Below are 24,639 nucleotides of genomic sequence, written 5' to 3'. Positions count from 1 at the left end.
AGGACGTCTTCCTCACGCCATGCTGGCCCACCTCGTGGAGCACCACGCCGGTTAACGACCACCTCGCGTGAGGAGGCCGAGGCGGGGTGCGCTAAGCTTTCGAAGTCGCCCAGGCGGCAACGCCCTCGTAGCTCAGGGGATAGAGCACTGCCCTCCGGAGGCAGGTGTCGCAGGTTCGAATCCTGCCGAGGGCACACAGATCGATCGCGCATTCGCCGACACGTCCATGTCGGTCAGGACTTGACCGCCTCGATCCCATCGAACGCCAACGAGTCGCCACACGTCACGGTCTCCCGCGCGATTCGCGCAGCCCGAGCTTGCGATAGGTGTTCGTCAGGTGCTTTTCGACCGCGCGCACGCTCACCCCCAGCTGCTCCGCGGCCAGCATAAGGACCGCCGTCACGTAGCGGCTCTTCAGCGGGGAATGAGCGAGGAGAAGCTCGCCGAGTTCGCGGCGACCTCCGGCGACGACAACCCGATCCATCTCGACCCGGCGGTCGCGATCGCGGCGGGACACGAGCACGTCATCGCGCACAGAATGCTCGCGATGGCCTACCTCGGCCGGCTCGTCGGTGACTGGGCCTCCCGAGATCGGATCCGTTCACTGCAGGCGAGGTTCGTCGCGCCCATCCCGCTCGGCTCCGTGCCGACCTGCGCCGGACGCGTGCTCAAGGTGACCGACGGCGACGGGGAACGCCTGGTCAGGCTCGCACTAACGGTGAAGGTGGACGGCACCACCGCGGTCCGCGGCGAGGCCGTGGTGGCCTTTCCCCCGGCGGCGCCGTCAGGTGCTCAGTGACCGTGGCCACCGTCGACGGCCAGTACCGCGCCATTGACGTAGGAAGCGTCCTCCGAGGCGAGGAAGCGCATTGCGGCGGCGATCTCAGCCGGATCCGCGTAGCGACCGGCCGGGATCTCGGCGAGTAGCCGCTGTTTCGTTCCTCGCCGAGTTCTTCGATCATGTCGGTCTGGACGCAGCCCGGCGTGACGACGTTCGACGTGATGGCACGCGAGCCCAGCTCCCGCGCCAACGAACGCGAGAAGCCGATCAGCCCGGCCTTGCCGGCGGCGTAGTTCGCCTGGCCGGCCGCCCCGCGGAGCGCGACGACCGAAGAGATGAACACGAACCGTCCCCATTTGCCCCGCAGCATGCCCCTGGCGTGCGTTTGGCGCCCCGATAGGCGCCGGTGAGGTTCGCGTCGACGACCCGCTCGAACTGGTCCTCGCTCATCCGCACCGGCAGCGTGTCGTCGGTCAGGCCGCGTTCGACACGAGGACCTCGACCGGACCTTGGAGCTTTTCCACGAGCGTGAAGGCCTGGTCGATCTGCGCGGAGTCGGTGACGTCCGCCTTGACGCCGGACAGGCCGTCCGGCACCCCCGAACCGCGATGGGTGACGATCACCCGACGGCCCTGCTCCGTGAGATCGCGGGCGATCGCCAACCCGATACCCCATTTCCGCCGGTGACCAGAACCGACCGGCCCATGACCCGCTCCCTTCACCGCGGACCGCGCCCGCTCCGCCGCTACCGTCCACTATGGCCGGACGTCGCCGGATTTCTCCCTGGTACGGGCGAGTGTCACCAACAGCCCTTCGGCGGTCAATCACCCGCGGCCCGATGTCGTGGCCGGACCGCGGGAAGGTTCGGTCGAAGCGGAGCGACTGGTCCTCCAGGTTCGGTCTCGCTCTATTGACACTTATCCTCGTTTAGCTATAGCTTCTAACTATCGAAATACCCATTAACGGAGTCAAGGAGAAGACCCATGGCCCGCAGCCGCTCAACCTCCCGTCGCCGGACCGGCACCCGTGCCGCGCTGCTCGCGGTACCGCTGGCCCTCGCCGGCGTTCTCGGTACCACTGCGTCCGCGCAGGCCGTCCCCGCTCCCGACAGCAGGCCGGCTTCGCTTACCTGCCAAGGCAAAGGCATCGACCCCGCCGCCAAGGTGCACTATCGGACCGAAACGTTCGTCAAGGCGCCGCTACGCACCATCTGGAATCTGCAGACCGACGTGGAAGCGTGGCCGTCCTGGCAGAACCCGGTCATCCCCATCACCATGAAACGCCTGGACCACGGCCCGCTGCGCGAACACTCCCGGTTCCAATGGACCATTCCCGTTCCGCCCGGCACCCCCTATCCGCCCGGCGACGTCGTCATCGTCTCCACCGTGCGGCAGCTTCAGCCCGGCAAATGCATCCGCTGGACCGGCCCGCTCGACGGCCCCGGTGGAACGCATATCGACGGCGTGCACGTCTGGAACTTCGTCAAGGTTCCCGGCGGGGTCATCGTCCGCACCGAGGAGAGCCACACCGGCCCGCAGGTGGACAAGGACGTACCCAACTCCACCGAGATGCTCGGCGAAGGCCTCGAAATCTGGCTGAAGGACCTCAAGACCGCGGCCGAAGCCGATCCGTGCCGCTGACTTTCACCGCACGGCGGAGACCACGGGCTCGTGCGCCACGACCTTTTCCTACTTGCTCCGCGGTCTGATGTCCTGCGCGAGCGCCGACTTCGACTCGGCTTTCCCGAGCCTGTGGACCGGAACGACCGCGTTCATCGCACAGCGGTGACCCACGGATTGGGCCGGCACACCGCGCCGTCCGGGGAGACTTTCGCCGCCGCCTGTGATTCGGCGCGGTTCAGTTCCGCGACGTAGTCGTTGGAGAGGCCAAAGGTCTGCTGCATCATCACCGGAGCCGGCGCTCCGGAGGCAGGGCAGCCGACATGAGGTCGCCCGAGCGCGTGACCTACCTCGTGATTGATGGCATAGCGGTGGTAGCCCCGGAGATCGCCCTGGTACGAATGCGCACCACGCACCCAGCGAGCGAGATTGACGACGACCCGGTGCTCGCGGGTCAGGTAACAAGACGAGTCGTAGGGGATCGCGAACCCGCAGAGGTCAGGGCGGCGGCTCGTGCCGGGGCTGGTGAGACTGATCCGGAAGACAGGCAAGGCGTCCGTGCCGTCGACCCGCCGGAACGACACCTCGCCGAGGCCGATCCAGCCGCGCGGGTCCGCCAGGATCGACTCGACCTCCGCGGTGAACGACGGGTGCTCGACCCCGTCTTCGATTTCGACGGTATAGGTCAAAACCCGCGCGCCGGTGCCGTCCGTGCGTCCCCCCGCACCGCCCATCGCCCGCCAGGTCCCCATTCCGATCGGAGTGACCGGATCGCCTTCCGGGAGCGCCGCGGATTCCGGTACGCGGGTGGCCGGCTCCTCCACCGCCGGCCGCGGTGGGGGCTGGGGAGGGACGGAGGCCGGCCTCACGGAGGTCTCGATGGCGAACGGTGCGAGGAAAAGCGCCGCCGAAAGCGCCAGCGCGACGAAAATGACGATGAACGGCCACCATGCCCGGTCGGCGGGTAATGCCCTCCGTTCTCGTCGCGGCTCTTCGGCGGACGTCGTGTCCGGTGGTGGCGGCGGCTTCCGGTGCGACGGCTTGCGTGCCGTCGGGATTTTCGGCGGAAACGGCCTGCGCGGCTGCGGAAGCCAGTCCACGAGGGTGCCGTCGCGGCGGACATGTCGAGGTTCAGTAGGCAAGGCTCACGCTCGCGCAGTTCGGTGCGGGTTCGCCCGCGGATCGCGGATACGACACCGTCGACGAGTCACCGTCCGAGGTGTATCGGCGACCGGCCGGGGAACCGAGTTCGTCCAGCCAGTGGGCGGATCCGTACTCTGCTTCCGCTCCGGAACCCTGTGACCGGATCCGCGGAATCGCTGCCGGTTCGAAGGCGGGTGAGCAAGGCGAAGGCGCCGGACCGGCGCCCACGAGCAGCGCGCCTTGGTAGGAGTAGCCCTGCCCCCGCAGTGCCAGTTCTTCACGCCGGGGCTGGGCGCCGTACGGCAAGGCGAGCGTGCTGGGCCGATAGCCGGGGAGCGCCTGTCTGATCAGGGCGTCCCCTTCGGCGATGGCCGTCGTCGCCGCCGTTTCCGTGGCCCGGCGAAGATTCGTGTGCCGGGCCGTGTGGTTGCCGATCTCGAAATGGTGGTCGGCGAGCCAGCGCAGAGCACGTCCGTCGCCCCCGAAGGGATGCTCGTTGACGTACAGACTGGCGACCGGCCGGAACCGGGGATGTGCGGCCGCGACGTCCAGCAGGATCCGGACCGCGGTCCCCGGGGCCGGCTCCCCCTCGGGCGTCAGGGCGAACACGCTCGGGTCGCCGTCGTCGAAGGTCAGCACGACGGGGTGCGCGCCGGCGGGGAGATCGAGCTTCCCGGCCACCAGGTCCGCGGTCGTCACGGGGACGTAGTCCTCGGCGGCGAGCCGTTCCAATTCCGCGGCGAACTCGGCGGGAGTGCGGTCGTAAACCGACTTCGGCTTCGCGACGATACGGTGATACATCAGGATCGGGATACGGCCCAATTCATCGGCACCCACTTGACGCGCGAAGTCCGCGGTGACCCGGGCGGGCGCCGCCAGCACCGGCGCCGGTTCCGGCGCCGCCGGGGTCACGGGCGCGGGGCCGCCGCAGGCCGCGACGAGGAGGATCGCGAAGCCCGCACCGAGTCGGCGAAGAAGAGACATGCGAGCAGTGTGCGGCCGGCCCTGGACGCGGTCGCGCGTTACCACCGAGCCGGGTGAGTGTGGCTTCCCTGGCATTCGGCGGAAAATCGGTGTTTTCGCAGCTAGGTGCGAGGAAGCCGAAACCGGCGACATCACGATCCGGTGATCGTCGAAAATCGGGTTTATGCAAGATCAATGCGGGTAATTCTAACCTCTGCCAACATAAGCGTGGATTTCGGCCACGCCGCGAAGTACTCAAGGAGACCGCATGCCCGACCTCAGTCGTCGCCTCGTTCTCACCGCCGGGCTCGCGGGACTCGCAGCGAGCGCTTGCGGCGCGTCCCCACGGGGCAGGTCGCAGGTCGCGGCGGCGATCGCTCCCGCCGCGACGGCGGCACCACCGGTGGCGGCACCCCCGGCCGATCCCCTTGCCGAGCACCTGCTGGTCGGTTTTTGTGGCGCACCCGGCGCGAAGGCGCTCGGCCGGATGACGGGCGACCTAGCGGCCGCGAGCCGCCTGCTCCGCGAACAGATCGCGGCTTTCCCGCCGGGACGGCCGATCACCCCCGTCGTGGAACTGATCGCCACCACGGCACACCGGTCGGCGGGCGCGGACGGCATGTACCGAAGCCGGTGCTCCGACAAGACGGTGCAGGAGTACCTCGACGCGGCACGAGCCCTGAAAGGCTTGCTGTTGCTGGATATCCAGCCCGGTCGCGCGGATTTCCTGCCCGAGGTCCAAGCCTATGAACGCTGGCTGACCGAACCCGACGTCGGCGTCGCGCTCGACCCGGAGTGGGCGGTCGAACCGGGCGCCGTCCCCGGCAAGAAATTCGGCCGCACCAGCGGAACCGAACTGGACGGGGTGGCCGCCTATCTCGGCGACCTGGCGCGGACGCATCACTTGCCAGCGAAGGTCATGGTCTACCACCAGGTGACGTCCTCCGTGGTCAGCGACGAAGAACTCCTTCTCCCCCATCCCGGCGTCTCGCCGGTGAAGGTGGTGGACGGCATCGGATCGGCCGCGGCCAAGAAGTCGACGTGGCGAACGCTCATGCCCACCAAGCCCGCCCACGTGCGGGCAGGGTTCAAACTCTTCTTCGACGAGGACACGCGCCGCGAGGCGGCTCTGATGACCCCTGCCGAGGTTCTCGCGCTCACACCGACACCGTCTTACGTTCTTTACGAATAGACGACCGCGGAAACACCACCGCGAGCCGTCCCGCTCTTTTTCTTGCCTGACCCCGGTTTCCGCGCCATCGGCGGCTTCCCTACGATGTCCGTCGGTTCATCGGCGGAACATCGCCCATCACGGTGGGCCCGGAAAGAAGTGAACAACGATCTTGCCCGGATCGTCGTGCGCTGGGCTCACGGGTGGATGCCCGAGACCTTGCCCGCACGCCGATACTTCAGCGCGCTGGGCATCGATGACGACGAAAGTCCTTGCTACACCGACGATGACGTCGTGGGCTGGCTACTCATCCAGCCCCGGTCCGCTTCGCTCGCCTGGCGGGTTCGCTCGGGAGAGATCGACGTGGCGACCGCGCTCACGGCGCAAGCCCAGGCCTGGCCCGGCTGACCAAGGCCGGACGGCGGCCCTGCTCCTCATTCATGACGGGGCAGGGCCACTTGTCATGCGCGGGATTCCTTTTCACACAAGCGTTACGATCGGCAGCGAAACATCGACTGCTTGCCAGCAAAGAAGTTCTCGTAACCCGATCGGGCCACCCCCTGCGCGGTCAGCGGTCCGCACCCCCACACGATGGTGGATCGGTCGTGGAAATCGCGGGCGATCGTCAGTACGTTTCGCAAGCACCGGACGGATACACCCTCTCGCGCCGTCCTGCTCGACGCAATCGTCAATCCAAGGAGAACGCATGTTGAAGAAGATCGGCTTTGTCGCGGCCGCCATGGCCGCCGGTGCCTTCATCGGCGGAGGTGTCGCTTCCGCCGACATTCCGGACGGCGACCACCACCACGGCTACGACCACAACGGCCAGCTGGGCCTGGTCAACCTGAACAACATCGACGCGCTGCACAACGTGAACGGCACGCTCGGCATCTGCGGCAACGACGTGAACGTGCTCGGCGTGCAGGTGCCGATCCGTGACTCGCTCAACGGCATCGGCGTGCCGATCCTGTCGCCGGGTGAGCACGAAGCCTCCGGCGAGTCCCCGTACAACTGCGCCGCCGGTGGCATCACCGACGGTGGCACGTCGCAAGGCAACTGAGTCTCCCGTCGAGGTCGCCCGCAAGGGTGTGCGGAAGCCGACCGAGGCGCGGGGTCCGGCGACTCGCGTCGATGTCATGAGGCGCGCCCGGAACACGGAGAGAGCTGCACACTCCGGATCCGTGTTCCGGGCACCCAGCGACGCGTAGCGACGCCGGATCGGGTGGGGCCGGGTCTTCCTGCCCAGGAGTGGACCGGCCCCACCCGGCGCGAACGCGCCATAACCGACATCAAGAGGAGCGGCGAGCCGATGTGCCGCCCGCCCGGAACCTTCGCCCGCCGGAGTGTCCGGTGAGGTATTCCTAGGAGTCTTTTCAGTGATCAAGCAGCTCGGATTCGTCGCCACCGCCCTCGCCGCCGGTATGGCGATCGCCGGCGGAACCGCCTCCGCGGCGGGCGTCACCATCGCGGGACACCCGGTCGACCACAACGACCAGATCGGGCTCGCCAACGTGCAGAACCTGGACGCGATCCACAACGCCAACGTCATCGGCGGCGTGTGCGACAACAATGTCAACGTCCTCGGCGTCCAGGTCCCGGTCCGCGACGTCGCCGAAGGCATCGCCGTTCCGGTCCTGTCCCCCGGCGAGACCGAGGCCGAAGGCGCCACCCCGGACAACTGCGCCGGCGGCGGCATCGAAGACGGCGGGACCGCACAGGAGAACTGAGCGATCTCGCTGAAAAGCCGCCGCGCGGACGCCCCTCCGCGTGGCGGCTTTTTCGTGTGCGACGAGGCGGAGACGGGCGAGCCGGGCTGCCCGGCGGCGTTCCCCGCCCGGCCGATCAGTGCTCGTCCACGACGAAGGCCCGGCGCGGAAGGGAGATTCCGCGCCGGGCCTTCACCGGGCACCCGTCCGGGGTCCGGTCGGACTAACCGACCGGCACGGGCAGCCCGCCAAGGAGATCGTTCACCAGCGACGACAAGCTGACCAGCAATCGCTGGAGCAGCGCGTTGAGCAGAGTGCTCACCGGCGGCAGGCCGGCACGGTCTTCCACTTGCGCGGCGAGATCGTCGACGCCCTTTTGCGCTTCGATGTTCTCCTGCCGCGCCGTGGCCGCGGAATCCTTCGCCTGCGCCTGGATCATGTACCGCTTGCCTTGCGCCAGATCGGTGAGCACCGGGGCGAGTTCGCCGAGCGTCGCCTGCGTGCCCGCGAGGTCTCCGCTGTCCGCACGTGCGATCAACGCGTCATGCTTGGCTTGGACCACCGCCGCCGCGCTGGTCGTACTGGACGCGCCACTACCACCGGGCCCGCCCGCCGTCGCCATACCGGTACCGGCCAGTGTCACCGATGCGGCGGTGACGAAAATCGTTAACGCTCGTGCCAGTTGGCTTCTCATGTAGCACTCCTTTGGATTCCTACCGCCTACTTCGATCATCGTGAACGCACGCCGCGAATAAAGCCAGCCCACAGCCGACCCGGCAGGCGGTGCGCAATTCCACTCAGTACACGAAGCGCCGATTCCGCGTAAACAAACATGAAGTTCGCGTGAATGCCGGAAGCCCGCCCTGCCGCCAGTGAACACGGTGCGTATCGAGGACACCCGATTGGTGCGTCCGACGTCACCGTTCAGCGGGAAGTTGCCGATCCTTCTGACGCAAGGTGCAGCTCCGGAAGCCCAAAATCGCGGAACCGGATTCACCCCACCCGTACTGTTTGACTGGTGGTCGAGCCGGGTAACCGCCCTGTTTAGGCATGGCACTGGAAGACACTCTTAAGAATGGGATCGATCGAACAGTCTGTCCACACCGGAAACGTGGCACTAATCTGGACCTTGCCGATGACCCCGACTTCCCGGCGCTGGGAAGTAACACGAAAGCGCCTGCCGGAGGGCATCGCCAAGAGGAAACGTCCCGGCGCGAAGAGTGCCGGGACGTTTCCTATGAATGGCGCGAGGAGCCGGCCGTAGAACACCGATTTCCGGCCACGCTCTCGTTGTCGCCAACGCCCCGAGCGATATTCTTCCGAAGGACGACATGACGGAAGAGCCGTTTCGCGCGCATTCATCGATCGACACCTTCAGCCGTGACGCGTTGTACCGCAATGGGGTTGCGCCGTCCTGGAAAACTCGGACGCCGATAGTACCGAACGGGTGTGATGACGCGGCCGATCTTTTCCTCGACGCCGAGCCGGGTAATGTCATTGAGCGGGCGGACTTCACGCCCGGAGTCGATTCTCGTGACTCAATTCGTGTCAGGTAACCCCAGCTCGAAAGGATCACAACAATCATGACTGCATTGCGCCAGTGGGCGCTCGCGGCGGCGGCCGTCGTTCCGCTGTCTCTCGGGTTCGCCGGAGTCGCGGCGGCCGACGCGGACTACGACCCCGACTCGGCCGGCATCTCCGAGACTTCCGTGACCTACGCCGGTATCGCCGGCGCCGGGACGATCGAAAGCACCTGGGGTGTCGATCACCACGGGAACCAGTGGTCCGAGGAGGACGCCGTGCTGGCCGGACCGACGGGCGCCGCGGTTCTGCACACCGAAGAATCCGACATCGACACGGACGACGACGACTGGCTCGTCGAACACAAGCCCGGTCGCCCGACGTACCATCACGGGAAGCAGCCGGTCACACACACCGACGACTACGTGTCGACCTCCAAGCACCGCCCCGCGAAGACCCACCCGATCCGGGACACCCGCCCCTCGCACGTCACCTACGCCGAGTCCACCAAGACGGCGGACGTGGACGGGGCGACGTCGTCGCATGTCGTCAGCCACGCCGACGACGACCACGCCGTGTACGAGTCCAGCGATCTCTACGCCGGCCACGACGGTGCGGCGTCCGAGGGCGTGAAGGCCGTGGCCGTTCCGCAGTACGCGAGCTATGACAAGTGGTACACCGCCGCTGACGAGAACGGCGCGGTCACCCATGAGGTGAGCGCGGTGGCCGACGCGACCGACTGGTCCGGAGACCACCACCACCATCACCACCACTGGCGCGACCGCCGATGAACCCGTGGGCCGGACCGCCGTCGCGGTCCGGCCCACGTCGCCTTGTCGATGACCGGGAACCGGGCATGTCCCCAATGTGCCATTGGGGACGGTCTGATGTCCCCAATGTGCCATTGGGGACATCAGACCGCTCCCCTGAGCGAGCGGTTCGGACACAGGACGGCGACCAAGTTTCCGTCCTGTGTCCGGGAAAACGTACTGACGAGGCCACCGCCTTTCCACGTCGTTCCACCATCGTGTAGGCACTACGGACCCGTGAGCACGCAACGAATGACTCGATCGAGTTAGTGGCCTTTAGTGCCCCACACGCACTCGGCGATCCGTCGACGATCACTCTCGTTCACGCGGCACGGAAAACCGGGCACGGCGAACGGCCCTGCGCCGGTTGAAGACGCAGGGCCGTCACACGTCGGCCGTCAGTCGGGCCAGGCTTCGGCCTCCGCGGTCAAAGCCGTCGCGATCTCGATCTCTCCCGAACGCACTCGCCACGCGAGCGACTCCGGCCGGGGTTCGAGGAGGAGCCAACCGGTGACGTCATCGTCGGCGTAGCAGGGGTTTTCGACGTCGCCGAGACCGAGCGCCTCGAAGTACTGCCGGGCGGGCCACGTCTCGGGAACCCATCTTCGAGCCCAGCGGACGACGATGCGCGCGAGGTCGTTGCGGCTGTCCGCCGGGTGAATGAGACGGTCGCCAGTCAGGCAGACCAGGCGCGAGGTGAAAGCCGCACCCACGGGTGCGGCCACGAGTTGGTCGTTCACGGTTCCCCCGGCTCCACAGACGTGGGCCATGTTCCTTCCGGCGAATGTGTCACTGCTCGAACGCGGAAGGCAGGCCGGGATGACGGGACCGCGTCCACATCCCGCACTTCCGCGGCTCTGGTTTGAACCGGTGCCCACCTTAGGGAAAAAAGGTGGCGCGGTGAACCCCGGGCGCACCGGAGTTCGCGACGCGAGCACCAATCCATCCTAACGAGTGTTTTTTTCAGCGCGACGAAACCTGATGTATACCCTGTGTAGCCCGCCGAAAAACGACACGATCGAGTGAGGCTGCCCCCGATGCAAGCCGTCGAAATGCCACTTTCCGTAACCCCCTGGGCGGGGACGCCCGCCTTACGCTGTCCACCCTGATGGACTAGATTCGTCCGGCGAACGAACGCCCCCGGTCACCATCGTGACGTGTTCACCTTTCTCGCCGACGAAGTCGCGGTCGAAGACGCGGGGCTCCGGCAGACCGGCGCGTTACGCGAAGTCATCTATCGGGTGTGCACCGGCACCGGCCGGGCGGGTGATCGCGCCGTGCTCAATGCCGCCGCGGCCGCCCCTCGGCTCACGCCGTGCAGGTCCGGCGACTCCGTCGAGAATCGTGGCGACCTCGAACAAGCCGTCTCGACCTTGTGGCACGAAAGCGAAAGCTGCGACTACCGGCGCCGCAAGAGAGACCGCGCTCAGGGAAAGAGCCGTCGATCGGTTACACCTAACGAGACCACCCTCCTCTCCATTACCTGCATCGCCCTCACTCTTCAGGATTGCTTTCTCAGTGTCGCGTCCACGACGTGCCAGCGGTCGACCGGAAACAAGTATTCTGTGGTCGCATAACGGGTCTCGGGTGTTTGAGGTATCCGTGTCCATGGCGACCCATCACTTCGGCCATCGGGGGACACCGCGATGAATATTCTGGTTCTGGACAGTCGGCGTGAACCGCGCGAACGCATGGTCCGTCTGCTCGTCACCACGCCAGGCGTGCGGCGTGTCGGTGCTGCCGCGTCCAGTTCCGACCTGGCGGGGAAACTTCGCCTCCTCCCCGCGGACGTGGTCTTTCTGAGCGTTCGCATGCCGCCGGAGGTACTGGTGGAGACGATCCGGACACTGGTGCGTTTCCACCACGACACAAGGGTAGTGGTGTACGGCCCACCGGAGTCCGAAAGAATCGTCGCCACCGCGATCAAGGAAGGCGCCGTCGGATTCCTTTCGTTTGAAGCGAGTGTGCTCGGTTTCGGCCACGGGTCGAACTCCATTCCACTTCCAGGGCCGCGATCCGCGTCTGACGCGGATTTCACCTTGTCCAAACGGGAACTGGAGGTGTTGCGTGGCATGAGCCTCGGAAAGACCAACGGCGAGATCGGCGGCGAACTACGACTGTCCGAGGACACCGTGAAAACGCATGCTCAGCGGTTGTTCCGCAAGCTTTCCGCGAATGACCGAGCGCATGCGGTCGTCCAAGGGTTGCGCAAGAACCTCATCGACTGATGCTTCTGTCCCCTCGCCACTGCGCTGCCCGAAGCCGAAGACCCGAAAACCGGTAGGGCCCGGTCACGGCCCCCGCTAGTCTCCCGGCATGGAGATCATCGGGCCGGACGACGCCCTTCCCGGTCGGCGGCTCCGCCGGGTCGCGGTGGCGGGTCCGGCCGGATCGGGGAAGTCGACACTGGCGCGAACCCTGTGCGAGCGCATGGGGTTGCCGTTCGTCGAGTTCGAATCCTTCTTCCACGGTCCGAATTGGACGGTGCGGGAGACCTGGCAGACCGACGTCCTCGAGTACCTCGACGGTGACGAGTGGGCCATCGAATGGCAAGGCGAAGAGGTCAGGGAGCGGATGACCGAACGGCTGGACGCGCTGATCTGGCTCGATCACCCGCGGATCATGACAATGACCCGCGTCATCGGCCGGACGCTGAAACGTCGTGTCGGACGGGGTTCGGCGATCGCCGGCGGCAATGTCGAGGGTCCGTTGCGCACGTTCTTCACCGACCCCGACCACATCGTCAAACTCGCCTGGCGTTATCACCCCGTCATCCGGGCTCGCGTGCACAAGGTCATCAGGGAGAACCGTTTTCCGAACCTCGTCATCGTCCGCCTGCGCGGCCAGCGTCAGGTCGATCGCTGGCTCGACGGGGCCCTCGCCCGGAATCTCCGCTAGCGGAGATTCCGGGCCCGCCAGACCACGCCGAGACCGGGGTCTCCGGTGGAACTCGGCTCGATCCGCTCCACCGTGAAGCCCTCACGCTCGTAGAAGGCACCTGCGCGCTCGTTGGCCGTGAAATGCTCGATGTACAGCCGCTCGGCGTCCGGGGGCAGCTGTCCGATGAGAGTGTCGAGCAGCCGCGGACCCAACCCGCCACCACGATGCTCAGGGTGCACGTAGAGCTTGTAGATCACGTGGTCGTCGCCGTCGCGTCCGCGCTGCCCGACGCCGACCAGCCGCCCGCCGTCCTCGGCGACCACGACCGAACCACGGGCCACAGCCCCGCCGACGTTCGTCTCGTGCCACCACATCCGGACCTGCTTGTCCGCGGCTTCCGCGCCGATCAACGGCGTGTAATGGGCCCGGACGTGCTCCTCTCCGAAACGGCAGATGGCCATGACGTCGTCGCGCCGGGCGTTCCGCACGACCGGTCCGGTTCCCATCACACCGCCTTTCCCGCGCCTTGGCCTGATCGGCCGTTCCCGGCGGCCCTTTCGGGCAGTCCCTGATCACCGGGGTTGTCCGGGTCCCCCTACGGTGGTACCGATACCAAGCGAACCAGCTTGCGGCCGATCGCGAAAGTTTCGCAGGGGTTCGCTGCGGACCGGAACCGTCTGGTCTACCTTCCCGAAGTGGAAGCTGGGGTGTTCCGCGGCGGCTTCGGCAAGCAAGTGCCGGCCGCTCACGAACTCCCACCCTTCGTGCCCGATCCGAACCGAGCCAAGGCGATGCATGCAACCCAATTTCGACGCAGGTGAGGACTTCGCTCTCCTTCTGGAGCGAGAGGCCAAGAAACTCGAAGAGAAAGCCAAGGCCCTGACCGCGGCGTTCACCGCCTCGGCGTCCACGGTGCAATCCCCCGACGGCTCGGTGAAGGTGACTGTCGAGGCCAACGGCTCGCTGAGCGCCATCGAGTTCGGCAACCGGGCGACCGCACTGGGACCGGCCCGACTCTCCTCGCTCGTCATGGAGACCGTGCGGCAGGCGCAGCGCCAGACCGTCGAGAAGGTCACGGAGTCTTACACCGAGATCAACGGCGAGGACGAAGCCGCTCAGTTGGTCCGCACCTTCCTGCCGAAGGTGGCGGAAGAAGAAGGCGCCCGGGAAAACCCCGAACAGGACAAATGGGCCCCGGAGGCACACGAAGAGGTCCCACGTTCGCAGGCTGGGTACCGGACGCCGCCCCCACCGGCCGGGTACCGGCCCCCGCCGCCGTCGGGCTTCCCGCCGCCACCGCACCCGGGCCGTCCCGCGCAGCCGCCGCACCCCCCGGCGCCCCGGCCGCGGCGGCCCGCCACCCCCGACGACGATGAGATGAGCCCCTGGTGAGCGGATTCGGTGTCGACACAGAGGCCATGACGGAGTTCGCCAGTCACCTCGACAAGCTCGAGGACGCGCTGCGGAAGAGCGCCGACATGGTGGGCAGCTGCGTGGCGGACCCCGGCATCTTCGGCATCTTCGGCGGCCAGATCTACGGCGCCGGCGCGAGCATGCACTGCGGGAAGGCGCGGGACCACCTGAACAAGTATTCGGAAAACGTGCAGGAGCTCTCCGACAGGGTGCGCGAGGCCGCGAAGAAGTACGACGCCAACGAAGCGGAAACGGAGAAGCTGATCAACGCGGCGGGCGACGGCATCGAGGAGGTGAAGGTCAAGTGAGCGACGAGTACCACAGGGGCGACTTCGGGAACGGCAGCGGCACCAAGGCCGAGGACTTCAAGGACGAGAAGAACAACTTCCTCGCGGGCAGTGGCGACACCGCGGGGGCCGGCTTCTTCGATTCGGCGTTCGCGCTGAAGAAAGCCGTCGACTCCGGCGACCAACTCAGCGTCGGCCTGGCCTCGGCCGGGATGGCGATCGAAATCCTCGGCATGGTCGTCGATCCGATCGGGTCGTTGCTCACCGCCGGGATCGGCTGGCTGATCGAGCACATCGTCATCTTCCGCTGGCCGCTGGACTTCCTGCTGGGTGACCCGAAGGGCATCGAGGCGGCCAAGACGGCGATCTACAACGAGGGCAAGGCCGTGAAGGAGTGGTCGGACGACCACGCGGCCGCCACCAAGACGTTCATGGAGAAGTGGGACGGCGAGGCCGCCGACCGCTTCCGCTCCGACATGGAGGGCGTCACCGCACAGATCGACGCGCTGTCGGAGTACCTGAATCTCGCCGGCAAGCAAATGGGGATCGCCGGTGCCGTCATCGGTGCCGTCCGCGGCATCGTCCGTGACATCATCGCGATGACCTTGGCCGGCATCCTCAAGGCCGCGATCGTGGCGGTGGCGCTCGCGCCCGTCACCTTCGGCGGTTCGATCATCGCGGCGATCGCCTCCATCATGACCACGGTCGGCGTGGCGATCGCCAAGATCGCCAAGGCCATCGCCGACTGCGCCAAGAAGCTCGGCGAGATGATCAAGATTCTCGCCAAGACGCGCGGGGCGGCCGACGACGTCGTCAAGCTGACGCTCGGTGGCGGCAAGGTCAAGCTGCCCCAGCCGAAACCCAAGCCCGGCGCGCACCCGATGCCCGGCGGCAAGAAGCCGATCGAAGGGCCGCCCGGCAAACCGGACGGCGGGAAGCCCGAGGTCCCCCCGGGCGGCAAGCCGGAGAAGCTCAGCGACATGCCCCTCAGGGTTGTTCGCGAGAAGCTGACGAAGTCGCTGGAGAAACTGTCCAAAGAAGACCGAGATGCCGTTCTGAAGAAATTCGACTACTGGAACGCCTTCCCGATCGGCGACCTGCACAAGAAGTACCCCAAGGTCGCGGACGCTCTCGAGAAGACCGTCAAGGTGCTCAGTGACCCGACTTACGGCGCGTCGGGCATGGCCGGGAAGACCATCGTCGAGCTGACGAAGAACATCCCTCCGGCCGTGAACGAGAAACCGCCGGAGGGCGAAGAGTGACCCGATAGGTCGAGAGTCGAGGCACTATCTGACGCGGCAGATCGGCGGTGACCCGAATCCCGGTTCCTTTCCGGCCGCCACTGTGCTTTCGTTCGGATCATGACTGAGCGGGTGAACATCTCCTCCGGCGGGGACTTCGAGCAGGTTTTCGGCTACAGCCGTGCGGTGCGCGTCGGCGAGCACATCCATGTGTCCGGGACGACGGCGCGCGAGCCGTTCCGGTCGGGTGACGCCTACGAGCAAGCGGCGGCCGTGCTTTCGATCATCGAGACCGCTTTGCGGGAGGCCGATTCGAGCCTCGCCGCCGTGGTGCGGACAGTCACTTACGTGACCGACATCAAGGACGCCCAACTGGTGGCGCGCGCCCACCGCGAGGCCTTCGGCGACGTGCTGCCCGCGGCCACGATGGTCGAAGTCTCGGCGTTGCTCGACCCGAAGATGAAGGTCGAGATCGAGGCCTACGCCATCGAGCGGTAACCCATCCTCGGCCCAGTGTTCCCGTGCTGGCCGAGTATCGAGGGGTGAAGCGAACGCGACACGCCACGTTCGCTTCACCCCTCAATATTTCCCGAACGAACCGACCAGCGCTTCGGGAGCCTCGCGAGTCGCGTAGAGCTTCCAGAAAGCGTCGGCGAACACGTTCGGGTGGATCACCTCGGGTTCGAAATCCAGCGGGCCCGCCGTCAGTGTCCGATGTGGAACGCTGCCCTCGATCAGCGCGCCGACATTGACGGCTCCCACATAGACGCCCTTCTCGGCGAGCACCGAGTTGAGGTTGTGGAAGTAGTTCCGCAGCGCGGCTTGTGCCATTCCCGCGTTGCCGAGGAACGGCGCGGGATGAAGCCCGGATTGCCCCGCGGTGAACAGGATCGCGCCGTCGCCGCGCTCGGTCATGGCCGGCAGTACGGCTCGCACCAGCGCCACCGCGGACACCACGAACCGGTCGAGGATCAGCCGCAGGTTGCCGGGATCGACGTCGAGCACCGGCGCGATGCCCTCGCCCATGGTCCCGCCGCCGGGGTTGAAGGCGACCGCGTCGATCCGGCCGATGGCGGCGACGGCGGTCGCGATCTGAGCGGGTTCGTAGACGTCGGCGACGAACCCGCTCGCTTCGATGCCGTCGGCGTCGAGTTCCGCGACGAGTGCGTCGAGGTTTTCGGTGGTCCGCGCGACGAGGGCGACGCGGAAGCCCTCGCGGCCGAAGCGGCGGGCGAGCGACAGCCCCAGCACCGGTCCGGCGCCGAAGATCGCGAGCGTTTTGGTCATGGGTCCTCCCAGAAGGATTAAGTTGAGAGTGCCCTCAACTTCTTCGAGGGTACACACAACTTGAGGCTGCCTTCAAGTTGACTAGGATGCCCACATGCCCAAACCCCTGCGGAAGGACGCCCAGCGCAACCGGGACCTGCTGGTCGACGCCGCCAGGGGGCTCTACGCGGTGCGCGGCCTCGATGTCGCGCTCGACGAGATCGCCAAGACCGCCGGCGTCAGCATCGGCACGTTGTACAACCACTTCCCCCAGCGCGCGGATCTGGTGAGCGCGGTGTTCGCTGACCGGACCGAGACCGTCGTGAGCATCGCCGAACACGCGCTCGGCCTCGACGACGCGTGGGCCGGGTTGACGTCTTTCGTGGAACGGATCTGCGAACTGCAGGCCGCCGATCGCGGCTACAACGAACTCGCCTCGACCCGGCCGCCGCAGACCGGCGAGCACGAACGCGGGTACGAACTGATGACCCGCGTCGTCGAGCGCGCCAAGGAGAGCGGGGCTTTGCGCGCCGACTTCACCCTTGAAGACATGGCCTTCGTGACCTGGGGCATCGCGCGCACCGTGGAAGCGACCGCGGGCGTCCGGCCGGAGGTCTGGCGCCGCCATCTCGCCCTGCTGTTCGACGGGATGCGTGCTTCCGCCGCGAGCCCGTTGCCGGAGCCGGCGCTGGGCCGGGAAGAGCTGGCGCGGCTCATGGGGAACTGCGACTGAAAAGCCTGGCAACCTCCAGCCCCTCCGTGACGTGTTCACGCGAGAGGGGAGATTCGATGAAGACGAAACTGCTGCTTGTTTCCCTGGTGGGAGCCCTGTTCGCGACGGCGGCCTGTGCCGGGGAGCCGCCACCGGCACCCGCGACGGTCACCGTCACGCCGCCGTCCTCGGCCGCGGTATCGGTACCGGCTTCGCCAGGCGCCCCGGACACCAAGACCGTCGCGTGGCTCGATGGAGTGTGCGGCGCGGTATACGGCTATCTGAAGACCAGCAACGACTACGCGACCAAACAGCGGTCGGGCACCGAGGTGACCCGCGGGTCGCTAAAGGAAGAACTCGGGATCCGCGCGGGATTCGCGGGCAAGGCTGTCGACGATCTGGCCGCGCTGCCCCCGTCGCCGATTCCCGACGGCGACGCGGTGAGAAAGTCCCTTGTGGACCGATACACCGCGGCGAGGGACGCGGCGGCCGCCGGGAAGCAGCGGCTGGAGAAGTCCGGCGGCCAAGCGGCCATGGACGCGGCGATCCAGGCGATGGACGCCACCCAGAAGCCGCTCTCGGAAAGCCTGGAACTGCTGCCCACGCTCAAACTCGAGACACCGGAACTGGCGGCGGCCGCCGCGGCCGCCAAGAAGTGCGTTCCCGCCTGAACTCCGCCGGGCGGCATCACCATCGGCCGCCCGGCATCCAGTCCGCCATGGATGTTCAGCGGACCGCTCGAGGATCGATCTCCGGCGTGATCCCGCCCGCCGCGGCGAGCGCGCGATGCAGCGCGAGTTCCGCCGTCGGCCCCTCGGCCAGCACGATCCCGGTGCAGGACCGCTGATCCGTGAGGTACCGGATCTCGTCGCCGGGGCTCGCCGTCGGATACCACTCCGGCGCGCCCGGGAGGCCGGGCAGCCTGTCGAGCCCAGACCAACCCTTCAGCACCCCTTCCACGGCCGGATAGGCCAGTACGAATCCGATCCCGGGTCCCCCACCGACTTCCTGGGTGAGCAACGCGGGTTCCTCGCCCAGCGCCATGGAGATCATCGCGGAATAGACGTTGGTGCCCAAGGATCGGCACAGCGCCTCACCGAGCATCGCCCCGCCGATCCGGATGTTGATCTCGACGACCTCCGGCCCGTCGGCGGTGAGGACGAATTCGGTGTGCGCGAAGCCCTGTTCGTGTCCGGTGGCCTTGAGCACCTGGCCGATCCAGTCGGCCAGTTCGGCCTGCTCGGTGTCCGGGAAGGCCACCGGGAAAGCGGCGGCCTCCTCGCGGCGCGCGGGTTCCGGCGACAGCTGACGGGACAGGATCCCGAGCAGCCGGGTCCGTCCTTGCCAGGTGACGGTTTCCGCGCTGTACAGCGGCCCGGCGAAATAGGGCTCGGCGATCAGATGTCCCTTGAGCGGTGTGTCCTTCGCTTCCAGCCTGGCTCGCTCCAGTTCGTCCGCGTCACGGACGAGCCACACTCCCCGTGACGATGTTCCCGAGGAATCCTTGACCACCAACGGAAACCCGAGTTCTTCGGCGACCATGACCGGCACCGGACGGCCGCGGGTGAGCCCGTGTTCGTACAGCAGATCGCGCACCGCGCCCTTGTCCCGCAGCACGCGGACGGCCGCCGCGTCGGGGCCGGGCAAACCGAGCCGGGCGGTGAGTTCCGCGCCCGGCAGTGCCCAGGTGTCGGTCGAGTTGATGATCCCGGCGAGGTCCGGGATGGCACGCAACGCGGCCTCGCAGGCCGCGATGTCGGCGGTGTCGATGTCGACGACCTCGACCCGGCCCGGCGCGAGCGTGCCGAGTTCGTAGCGGTAGATGTCCCGGTTCCCGGTGAACAGCACCAGCCTCCGCCCGGCTTCCGCCGCCGCGTCGGCCAGCCTGCCGAGGCCGAAGGTGAGGGCTTCCAACAGGACGACGCTCATGACGCCCGCTCCTTCCCGTACAGCGGTTGTGTGGGTATGCCGAATCGGCGGCGGCGCCAGTCCATGGCCGCCCACGGCGGTGCCAGGTCGTCCAGTGACGCGATTTCGCGCGGCGCGAGCCCCGCCGGGTCGAGTGCCTCCCGATGCCGGGCGAAGACCCTTGTCGTGTAACGATGTCCGGTGTCGGCGCCGATCACGACGTGGGTCCTATCCGGATTCCGGGCGGCCTCCCAGCCCGCGACGAGATACGCCGCCCCGGTGGAGAGCCCGGCGAACACGGCGTGTTCGCGCATCAGGCCGATGGTCGCGGCCATCGCGTGCACGAAGTTCAGCCAGTGGACCCGGTCGTACAGTTCGTGATCGACGTTGTCGAACGGGATGGCCGAGCCGATCCCCGCGATGATCGCGTCCGGATCGGTGAACCGTTCGCTGCCGAAGGTGACGCTGCCGAACGGCTGGACCCCGGTCAGGCGGACGTCCGGATCGCGTTCGCGCAGCGACCGCGCGATCCCGCCGGTCGAGGCGCCGGTGCCGACGCTGCCGACGACGGCGAGCGGCCCGGACGGCAACGCGCGGGCGACGAGATCGGCGACCTCGCCATAGCCCAGGTAGTGCACGGGATCGTGGTACTGGCGCATCCAGTGCATGTCCGGATGGCGCTCCAGCAGTTCGTGCACGCGCGCGACGCGGCGGCGCTGGTCGAGCCGGAGGTCCTCCGACGGCGGCATCTGGTCCACGGTCGCGCCCAGGATCTCCAGCTGCGCACGCATGGTGAGATCGACGGTGGTGGACGCGACGATGTGGCAGCGCAGACCGTGGCGGTGACAGGCCATCGCCAGCGCGAGCGCGTAGATCCCGCTCGAACTGTCGATCAGCGTCTGTCCTTTTCGGACGACGCCGTCGGCGAGCAGCGAGCGGACCGCGCCGAGCGCCGCGTAGACCTTGAGGGTTTCGAACCGGAGGAGGACGAGGTTGGGCCTGAGCCGGATCAGCGCCGGGGTCTTGATCGCGTCCGTGACGTGCTCGTGGACCAGCGGGACCGTCTCGACGGGCATCGCGTTCACCGGCCGATCGACCGCAGGTAGGCGGCCAGCGACTCGGCGCCTCGCGCGTTGCGCGGGCCGCTCACGAGGTCGCCGTAGGAAATGACGTGGAACCGGTTGTCCCGCACCGCCGGCGTGTTCTTCAGCTGTGGCGCCGATTTGATGAACGCGATCTTGTCCTGTGCCGGCTGGTCGGCGTAGTCCACCACGACGATCACCTCGGGCTCGGCCTTCACCACCGCTTCCCAGCCGACGCTGCCCCAACCGTCCGCGAGGTCGCGGAAGACGTTCGTACCGCCCGCCGCGTCGATGATGTCGTTGGGAGCCGCGTGTTTCCCGGAGGTGAAGGGCTGGTCGGTACCGGAGTCATAAACGAATACCTTGGCGGGCGGCGTTTTCGGCGCTCCGGCGCGGACCTTGTCGAAGCGTCCCTTGAGTTCCGCGACCAGTTCATCGGCCCGCTGGCGGACACCGAAGATGTCGCCGAGGTTGCGCAGATCGGTGTAGAGCGCCTCCAGCGGAGTCACCTCGGCCTTCGCGGTCGGGTATTCCCAGCAGGTCTCGGTGTGCAGATAGCTGCGGATGCCGACCTGGTCGAGCAGCTTCGGGGTGATCCCGCGCTCCTCGCTGAACCCCGAATTCCAGCCCGCGATCACCCAGTCCGCCTTGGCATTGACGAGGATCTCGCGCGTGACCCGCGAGGTGCCGAGCCGCTCGACCCGCCCGTAGTCGTCCTTCCACGGTGATCCGGCGATCGACGGGTCGCCGAGCGAGTTCATCACGTAACCCCGCATCCGGCCGGCCAGCCCGAGCGCGAACATCTTTTCGGCACCGGAGACGTCGTAGGCCACCGGACGCTGCGGCGCCGGGAAGGTGACCTGCGCGCCGCAGTTGGTCACCGTGGTCTGAGCGGACGCGGCCGGTCCGGCTTCGACCTGGGCACCGCAGGCGCTCAAAAGCAGTGCCGCGGCGAAGAGCACGGCCACCCTGGACGGCTTCATCGTGAGATCCCCTCGGTTTCTTCGGCGGGAAGGTCGTAAAGCAGGTGGAGCGCACCGGTCACGGGATGGGTCACCTGGGTGACCTCTACGCCGAACACCGCGCGGACCGTTTCGGGCGTGAGCACTTCGGCCGGGGTGCCGCAGGCGGCGAGGGATCCGTCGCGTAGTAACGCGATCCGGTGACAGACAGCGGCGGCGAGGTTCAGGTCGTGCAGCGCCACGAGCACGGTGAGCCCGCAGTCACGCAGGAACTTCAGCAGTTCCACCTGGTGGCGGACGTCGAGATGGTTGGTCGGCTCGTCGAGGACCAGCACTTCGGGTTCCTGGACGAGCGCCCTCGCCACCAAAGCCCGCTGACGCTCGCCACCCGAAAGCGTCAGCACGCTGCGCTGGGCGAGGTGGGTGATGTCCAGGCGTCGCAACGCTTCCCGGCACAACACGCGTTCGCGGGCCGAGAGCCGGAGATTGCCGCGCTGATGCGGCGACCGGCCGAGCGCGACGACCTCCTCGACGGTGAAGTCCAGGTCCGCGCGGCTGTCCTGGGTGAGCGCGGCGATCCGGCGGGCGGTGTCGCGCAGGCCCTGCTCCGCGAGGTCGGCGCCGTCGATCAAGACCGCGCCACCGGACGGCGTCAAGGCCCGGTAGACACAGCGCAACGCGGTCGACTTGCCACTGCCGTTGGGCCCGAGCAGGCCAACGACCTCGCCCGCGCCGACGTCCAGGTTCAACGCGCGGATCAACCTCGACCCGGCGACCTCGACCGACAGTTCACGCAGCGACAACATCAGCGGCCCCCGAACGCGTAGCCGCGGCGCCGCATCACCACGAGGAACACCGGGACCCCGATCAGCGCGGTGATCACGCCGAGCGGCAGTTCCTCCGGCGCGACGAGGGTGCGGGCCAGCAGATCGACCCACACCAGGAAGACCGCGCCGACCAGCGGCGCGAGCGCGAGCACGCGGCGGTGCCCCGAACCGGCGACCATCCGCACCACATGCGGCAGGACCAGTCCGACGAAGCCGATCGAGCCGCTCACCGCCACCAGCAACCCGGTGACGATCGCGGTGAGCAGGAAGAGCCAGCGGCGCAACGCGGCCGCGTCGGTGCCGAGGCTCATCGCGGTCTCGTCACCCATGGAGAGGACGTCGAGCGCGGTGCCGTAGCGCAGCAGGACCACGATCGCGACGGCCACCCCGAGCGCCGCCAACGGCAAGGACGCCCAGGTCGCCGAGCCGAGGCTGCCGAGCAGCCAGAACAGAACGGTCTGCGCGGCCTGACCGTTCGGCGAGAGGTAGACGAGCACGCTCATCACCGCCTGGAAGGCGTAGGTGAGCGCGACCCCGGTGAGCACGAGACGCAACGGCGTCAGCCCGAATTTGCCGCGGGCGGCGAGGTAGACCAGCGCTGTCGCGCCCAGTGCCCCGAGGAACGCCGCCGTCGACAGCGCCAGCACGCCGAGCCCGGCGAACAGGCCGAACACCACGACCGCGGCGGCACCGACCGAAGCGCCGGAGGAGATCCCGAGGACGAACGGGTCGGCGAGGGCGTTGCGCACCAGCGCCTGTACCGCGACCCCGACCACCGCGAGTCCCGCGCCGACCACGGCCGCGAGCAGCACGCGCGGGGTACGGACCTGCCAGACGATCGAGTACCCGGTGACCTCGTCCCCGGAAATGGTGCCGCCAACGATCGCTTTTCCCAGGTAACGCAGCACATCCGGAAGGGCGACGTTGGTCGGGCCGAGCGCGATGCCCGCGATCAGGGAGAGCAGGAGCGCCGCCGACAGCAGGATCACCGGTCCGGTGAGCCGGAGCGGACGGACGGTCTCGTCGTCGGGCTCCGCGAAGAGGCGGAGAGGCTCAGCCCGCACGTTCACCACGCACGATCAGGCGGCGCGCGCGGTCGTCGTACGCCGAGCCGTCGAAGTCACCGAAGCACTCGACACCGGTGAAGCCCGCCGTCTCGAACAGCGCCTTCAGTTCCGCGGCGCTGTAGAGAAAGGACAGGATCGACGCCTGCTTGGCTTCGCCGCCCCGGACCAGCGTCCAGTCGGTCCTGAGGCGGGTCCAGTCGTCGAGAATGGTGTCGCGCATGAACACCGTCCCGCCGTCGATGTCGACCGCTTGGGGGCGGCCGACCCAGCCGGCCAGCACCTCCTTGCCGAGCACGTCGATCAAGAGCCTGCCGCCGGGCGCGAGGCTGGTGAAGGCGTTGCGCAGCACCGTGAGGTTGTCGCCGGGTTCGGTGAAGTAGCCGAACGACGTGTACATGTTGATGATCAGGTCGTACGCGCCCGGCTCGACGTACTCCAGCATGTCGGCCTGGATCAGCTTCGCGGTGACTCCCGCGCTTTCGCAGGCTTCACGCGCGCGTTCGAGCATGGCCGGGCTGAGGTCGACACCGGTCACGTCGGCACCCTTCCTCGCCAGCGGCACGACGTGCATCGCCGGACCGCAGGCCAGATCGAGCACCTTCATGCCGTCGGTGACTTCGATCAGCGGTGAGGTGGCCGTCAGGCGTTCGGCCTCTTCGGCCCGGCGGGGCGGGAACATCACGTCCGCGAAGCCGATCCACAGGTCGTCGTCCTCGTACCAGTGCATCTCTCTCCGCTCGCCGGCCGCATGATTCAGCCCCACAAGTCGTCGAGAAGTCGTCCTCGGTTCCCGGAGTTCCTACCTTTCTCGTGGAGTGATCACGGGAGGGGGGTTGGCCACGCTACGTGCACGACTGTCGGTGGGCTGGGACGTGGCGTGTCCTGAAGGCCCCCTGTAAGTGTTGGAAGTCCGGCTTCGACGCTGGCCAGCGGCGTTCCCACCTGTCGCGAAAGCCACTTTCCGGACATGTGGTGTCCCCAAAGTGGCTTTCGCGACACGAGCGACTGTCTCCAATGCGACCTTGGGGACCTGATCGGCTCCTGACCCACCTTCCCCACGCCCGGTAACGTGAATACCCCCTTGCCGAGGGCGTCGGCCGCGCCACCTTTGACTACCCCTCAATAACTGGGCTACGTCGTGGCGCCGCCTGACGCCGCATCAGCCACACCGGCGACGGGCCCTTCGCCATGCTCAGAGACCACCTGGGCCCGCAGGGACCAATCCAAGCGCGGCTCTGGGTCGACGACACGACTGGAGGCCGATTTGCCTTCAGCATCAAC

28 protein-coding genes, 1 tRNA gene and 1 pseudogene are annotated in these 24,639 nt (G+C 67.5%); 17 read left to right on the top strand and 13 right to left on the bottom strand.

Annotation, left to right across the window (positions count from 1 at the left end; genetic code table 11):
- Window positions 1-121: 121 nt before the first annotated feature.
- Together ACZ54P_RS27415 and ACZ54P_RS27410 are read left to right on the top strand one after the other, a co-directional pair.
- Window positions 122-194, top strand: a tRNA-Arg gene (locus ACZ54P_RS27415).
- A gap of 230 nt (window positions 195-424) precedes the next feature.
- The gene (locus tag ACZ54P_RS27410) at window positions 425-799 is read left to right on the top strand and encodes a MaoC/PaaZ C-terminal domain-containing protein (RefSeq protein ID WP_465464436.1); all 375 of its coding nucleotides are present in this window, start codon (window positions 425-427) and stop codon (window positions 797-799) included.
- On the opposite strand, the pseudogene ACZ54P_RS27405 reads toward ACZ54P_RS27410, so the two are convergent.
- Window positions 793-1,487 (bottom strand): annotated as a pseudogene (locus tag ACZ54P_RS27405) (SDR family oxidoreductase). The gene ACZ54P_RS27410 and the pseudogene ACZ54P_RS27405 overlap by 7 nt on opposite strands.
- A gap of 277 nt (window positions 1,488-1,764) precedes the next feature.
- Here ACZ54P_RS27405 and ACZ54P_RS27400 point away from each other — a divergent pair.
- Window positions 1,765-2,421 (top strand): SRPBCC family protein, encoded by a 657-nt coding sequence (locus ACZ54P_RS27400; RefSeq protein ID WP_465464435.1) that lies wholly within the window; start codon window positions 1,765-1,767, stop codon window positions 2,419-2,421.
- 131 nt (window positions 2,422-2,552) lie between these two features.
- Here the strand turns inward: ACZ54P_RS27400 and ACZ54P_RS27395 are convergent, their stop codons facing one another.
- Window positions 2,553-3,500 carry a DUF3152 domain-containing protein gene (locus ACZ54P_RS27395; protein WP_465464434.1) on the bottom strand — a complete coding sequence of 316 codons (948 nt, stop codon included), beginning with the start codon at window positions 3,498-3,500 and terminating at the stop codon, window positions 2,553-2,555.
- Between the two features lie 31 nt (window positions 3,501-3,531).
- The gene (locus tag ACZ54P_RS27390; RefSeq protein WP_465464433.1) at window positions 3,532-4,527 is read right to left on the bottom strand and encodes a polysaccharide deacetylase family protein; all 996 of its coding nucleotides are present in this window, start codon (window positions 4,525-4,527) and stop codon (window positions 3,532-3,534) included.
- A gap of 247 nt (window positions 4,528-4,774) precedes the next feature.
- Between ACZ54P_RS27390 and ACZ54P_RS27385 the strand changes: the two genes are divergently transcribed.
- The 4 genes from ACZ54P_RS27385 to ACZ54P_RS27370 all read left to right on the top strand — a co-directional run bounded on the left by ACZ54P_RS27385 (window position 4,775) and on the right by ACZ54P_RS27370 (window position 7,404).
- Entirely contained in the window at window positions 4,775-5,698 is a 924-nt protein-coding gene (locus ACZ54P_RS27385) for a hypothetical protein (protein ID WP_465464432.1), read from the top strand.
- 138 nt (window positions 5,699-5,836) lie between these two features.
- Window positions 5,837-6,085, top strand: a complete 249-nt coding sequence (locus tag ACZ54P_RS27380; protein ID WP_465464431.1) for a hypothetical protein — start codon at window positions 5,837-5,839, stop codon at window positions 6,083-6,085.
- 298 nt (window positions 6,086-6,383) lie between these two features.
- Window positions 6,384-6,737, top strand: a complete 354-nt coding sequence (locus ACZ54P_RS27375; RefSeq protein WP_465464430.1) for a hypothetical protein — start codon at window positions 6,384-6,386, stop codon at window positions 6,735-6,737.
- A gap of 316 nt (window positions 6,738-7,053) precedes the next feature.
- Window positions 7,054-7,404, top strand: a complete 351-nt coding sequence (locus tag ACZ54P_RS27370; protein ID WP_465464429.1) for a hypothetical protein — start codon at window positions 7,054-7,056, stop codon at window positions 7,402-7,404.
- 202 nt (window positions 7,405-7,606) lie between these two features.
- Here the strand turns inward: ACZ54P_RS27370 and ACZ54P_RS27365 are convergent, their stop codons facing one another.
- Window positions 7,607-8,077, bottom strand: coding sequence for a hypothetical protein (locus ACZ54P_RS27365; RefSeq protein WP_465464428.1), 471 nt, complete (start codon window positions 8,075-8,077; stop codon window positions 7,607-7,609).
- Between the two features lie 889 nt (window positions 8,078-8,966).
- On the opposite strand from ACZ54P_RS27365, the gene ACZ54P_RS27360 reads away from it, so the two are divergent.
- Window positions 8,967-9,695, top strand: coding sequence for a hypothetical protein (locus ACZ54P_RS27360; RefSeq protein ID WP_465464427.1), 729 nt, complete (start codon window positions 8,967-8,969; stop codon window positions 9,693-9,695).
- Between the two features lie 416 nt (window positions 9,696-10,111).
- On the opposite strand, the gene ACZ54P_RS27355 is transcribed toward ACZ54P_RS27360, so the two are convergent.
- A complete protein-coding gene (locus ACZ54P_RS27355; protein ID WP_465464426.1) occupies window positions 10,112-10,453 on the bottom strand; it encodes a hypothetical protein in 342 nt (113 codons plus the stop codon).
- Window positions 10,454-10,870: 417 nt separating this feature from the next.
- Between ACZ54P_RS27355 and ACZ54P_RS27350 the strand changes: the two genes are divergently transcribed.
- The 3 genes from ACZ54P_RS27350 (at window position 10,871) to ACZ54P_RS27340 (ending at window position 12,611) form a co-directional block, all read left to right on the top strand.
- Window positions 10,871-11,290, top strand: a complete 420-nt coding sequence (locus tag ACZ54P_RS27350) for a hypothetical protein (protein ID WP_465464425.1) — start codon at window positions 10,871-10,873, stop codon at window positions 11,288-11,290.
- Between the two features lie 69 nt (window positions 11,291-11,359).
- Entirely contained in the window at window positions 11,360-11,941 is a 582-nt protein-coding gene (locus ACZ54P_RS27345; RefSeq protein ID WP_465464424.1) for a response regulator transcription factor, read from the top strand.
- Window positions 11,942-12,029: 88 nt separating this feature from the next.
- A complete protein-coding gene (locus ACZ54P_RS27340; RefSeq protein ID WP_465464423.1) occupies window positions 12,030-12,611 on the top strand; it encodes a P-loop NTPase family protein in 582 nt (193 codons plus the stop codon).
- On the opposite strand, the gene ACZ54P_RS27335 is transcribed toward ACZ54P_RS27340, so the two are convergent.
- On the bottom strand, window positions 12,608-13,099 hold the full coding sequence (locus ACZ54P_RS27335) for a GNAT family N-acetyltransferase (protein WP_465464422.1): 492 nt from the start codon (window positions 13,097-13,099) through the stop codon (window positions 12,608-12,610). The genes ACZ54P_RS27340 and ACZ54P_RS27335 overlap by 4 nt on opposite strands.
- Before the next feature lie 289 nt (window positions 13,100-13,388).
- Between ACZ54P_RS27335 and ACZ54P_RS27330 the strand changes: the two genes are divergently transcribed.
- From ACZ54P_RS27330 to ACZ54P_RS27315, 4 genes are all read left to right on the top strand, one after another.
- Window positions 13,389-13,985, top strand: a complete 597-nt coding sequence (locus tag ACZ54P_RS27330; protein ID WP_465464421.1) for a YbaB/EbfC family nucleoid-associated protein — start codon at window positions 13,389-13,391, stop codon at window positions 13,983-13,985.
- A complete protein-coding gene (locus tag ACZ54P_RS27325; protein ID WP_465464420.1) occupies window positions 13,982-14,314 on the top strand; it encodes a type VII secretion target in 333 nt (110 codons plus the stop codon). The genes ACZ54P_RS27330 and ACZ54P_RS27325 overlap by 4 nt, the downstream gene beginning before the upstream one ends.
- Entirely contained in the window at window positions 14,311-15,555 is a 1,245-nt protein-coding gene (locus tag ACZ54P_RS27320; protein WP_465464419.1) for a hypothetical protein, read from the top strand. The genes ACZ54P_RS27325 and ACZ54P_RS27320 overlap by 4 nt, the downstream gene beginning before the upstream one ends.
- A gap of 99 nt (window positions 15,556-15,654) precedes the next feature.
- Window positions 15,655-16,032: a RidA family protein gene (locus ACZ54P_RS27315; protein WP_465464418.1), complete on the top strand. Its 378-nt coding sequence runs from the start codon at window positions 15,655-15,657 to the stop codon at window positions 16,030-16,032.
- A gap of 81 nt (window positions 16,033-16,113) precedes the next feature.
- Here the strand turns inward: ACZ54P_RS27315 and ACZ54P_RS27310 are convergent, their stop codons facing one another.
- Window positions 16,114-16,821 carry an SDR family NAD(P)-dependent oxidoreductase gene (locus ACZ54P_RS27310; RefSeq protein ID WP_465464417.1) on the bottom strand — a complete coding sequence of 236 codons (708 nt, stop codon included), beginning with the start codon at window positions 16,819-16,821 and terminating at the stop codon, window positions 16,114-16,116.
- Between the two features lie 94 nt (window positions 16,822-16,915).
- On the opposite strand from ACZ54P_RS27310, the gene ACZ54P_RS27305 reads away from it, so the two are divergent.
- Window positions 16,916-17,533: a TetR/AcrR family transcriptional regulator gene (locus tag ACZ54P_RS27305; protein WP_465464416.1), complete on the top strand. Its 618-nt coding sequence runs from the start codon at window positions 16,916-16,918 to the stop codon at window positions 17,531-17,533.
- Between the two features lie 56 nt (window positions 17,534-17,589).
- A complete protein-coding gene (locus ACZ54P_RS27300) occupies window positions 17,590-18,183 on the top strand; it encodes a hypothetical protein (protein ID WP_465464415.1) in 594 nt (197 codons plus the stop codon).
- A gap of 55 nt (window positions 18,184-18,238) precedes the next feature.
- On the opposite strand, the gene ACZ54P_RS27295 is transcribed toward ACZ54P_RS27300, so the two are convergent.
- Genes ACZ54P_RS27295 through ACZ54P_RS27270 form a run of 6 tightly spaced genes read right to left on the bottom strand, consistent with a single transcriptional unit; the run spans window position 18,239 to window position 24,085 of the window.
- Entirely contained in the window at window positions 18,239-19,441 is a 1,203-nt protein-coding gene (locus ACZ54P_RS27295; protein WP_465464414.1) for an ATP-grasp domain-containing protein, read from the bottom strand.
- Window positions 19,438-20,496, bottom strand: a complete 1,059-nt coding sequence (locus ACZ54P_RS27290) for a cysteine synthase family protein (protein ID WP_465464413.1) — start codon at window positions 20,494-20,496, stop codon at window positions 19,438-19,440. Before ACZ54P_RS27290 ends, ACZ54P_RS27295 begins: the two co-directional genes overlap by 4 nt.
- 5 nt (window positions 20,497-20,501) lie before the next feature.
- Complete coding sequence (locus tag ACZ54P_RS27285) at window positions 20,502-21,485, bottom strand: ABC transporter substrate-binding protein (RefSeq protein ID WP_465464412.1); 984 nt, start codon at window positions 21,483-21,485, stop codon at window positions 20,502-20,504.
- Window positions 21,482-22,270, bottom strand: coding sequence for an ABC transporter ATP-binding protein (locus ACZ54P_RS27280; RefSeq protein WP_465464411.1), 789 nt, complete (start codon window positions 22,268-22,270; stop codon window positions 21,482-21,484). Before ACZ54P_RS27280 ends, ACZ54P_RS27285 begins: the two co-directional genes overlap by 4 nt.
- Entirely contained in the window at window positions 22,270-23,364 is a 1,095-nt protein-coding gene (locus ACZ54P_RS27275; protein ID WP_465464410.1) for a FecCD family ABC transporter permease, read from the bottom strand. Before ACZ54P_RS27275 ends, ACZ54P_RS27280 begins: the two co-directional genes overlap by 1 nt.
- Window positions 23,345-24,085, bottom strand: a complete 741-nt coding sequence (locus tag ACZ54P_RS27270; protein WP_465464409.1) for a class I SAM-dependent methyltransferase — start codon at window positions 24,083-24,085, stop codon at window positions 23,345-23,347. The genes ACZ54P_RS27275 and ACZ54P_RS27270 overlap by 20 nt, the downstream gene beginning before the upstream one ends.
- Window positions 24,086-24,639 lie beyond the last annotated feature (554 nt).

It is taken from the genome of Amycolatopsis sp. NPDC034160 (assembly GCF_055575355.1).
Note: the sequence above shows the minus strand (reverse complement) of the source record. Positions and strands in the feature narration are given on the sequence as shown.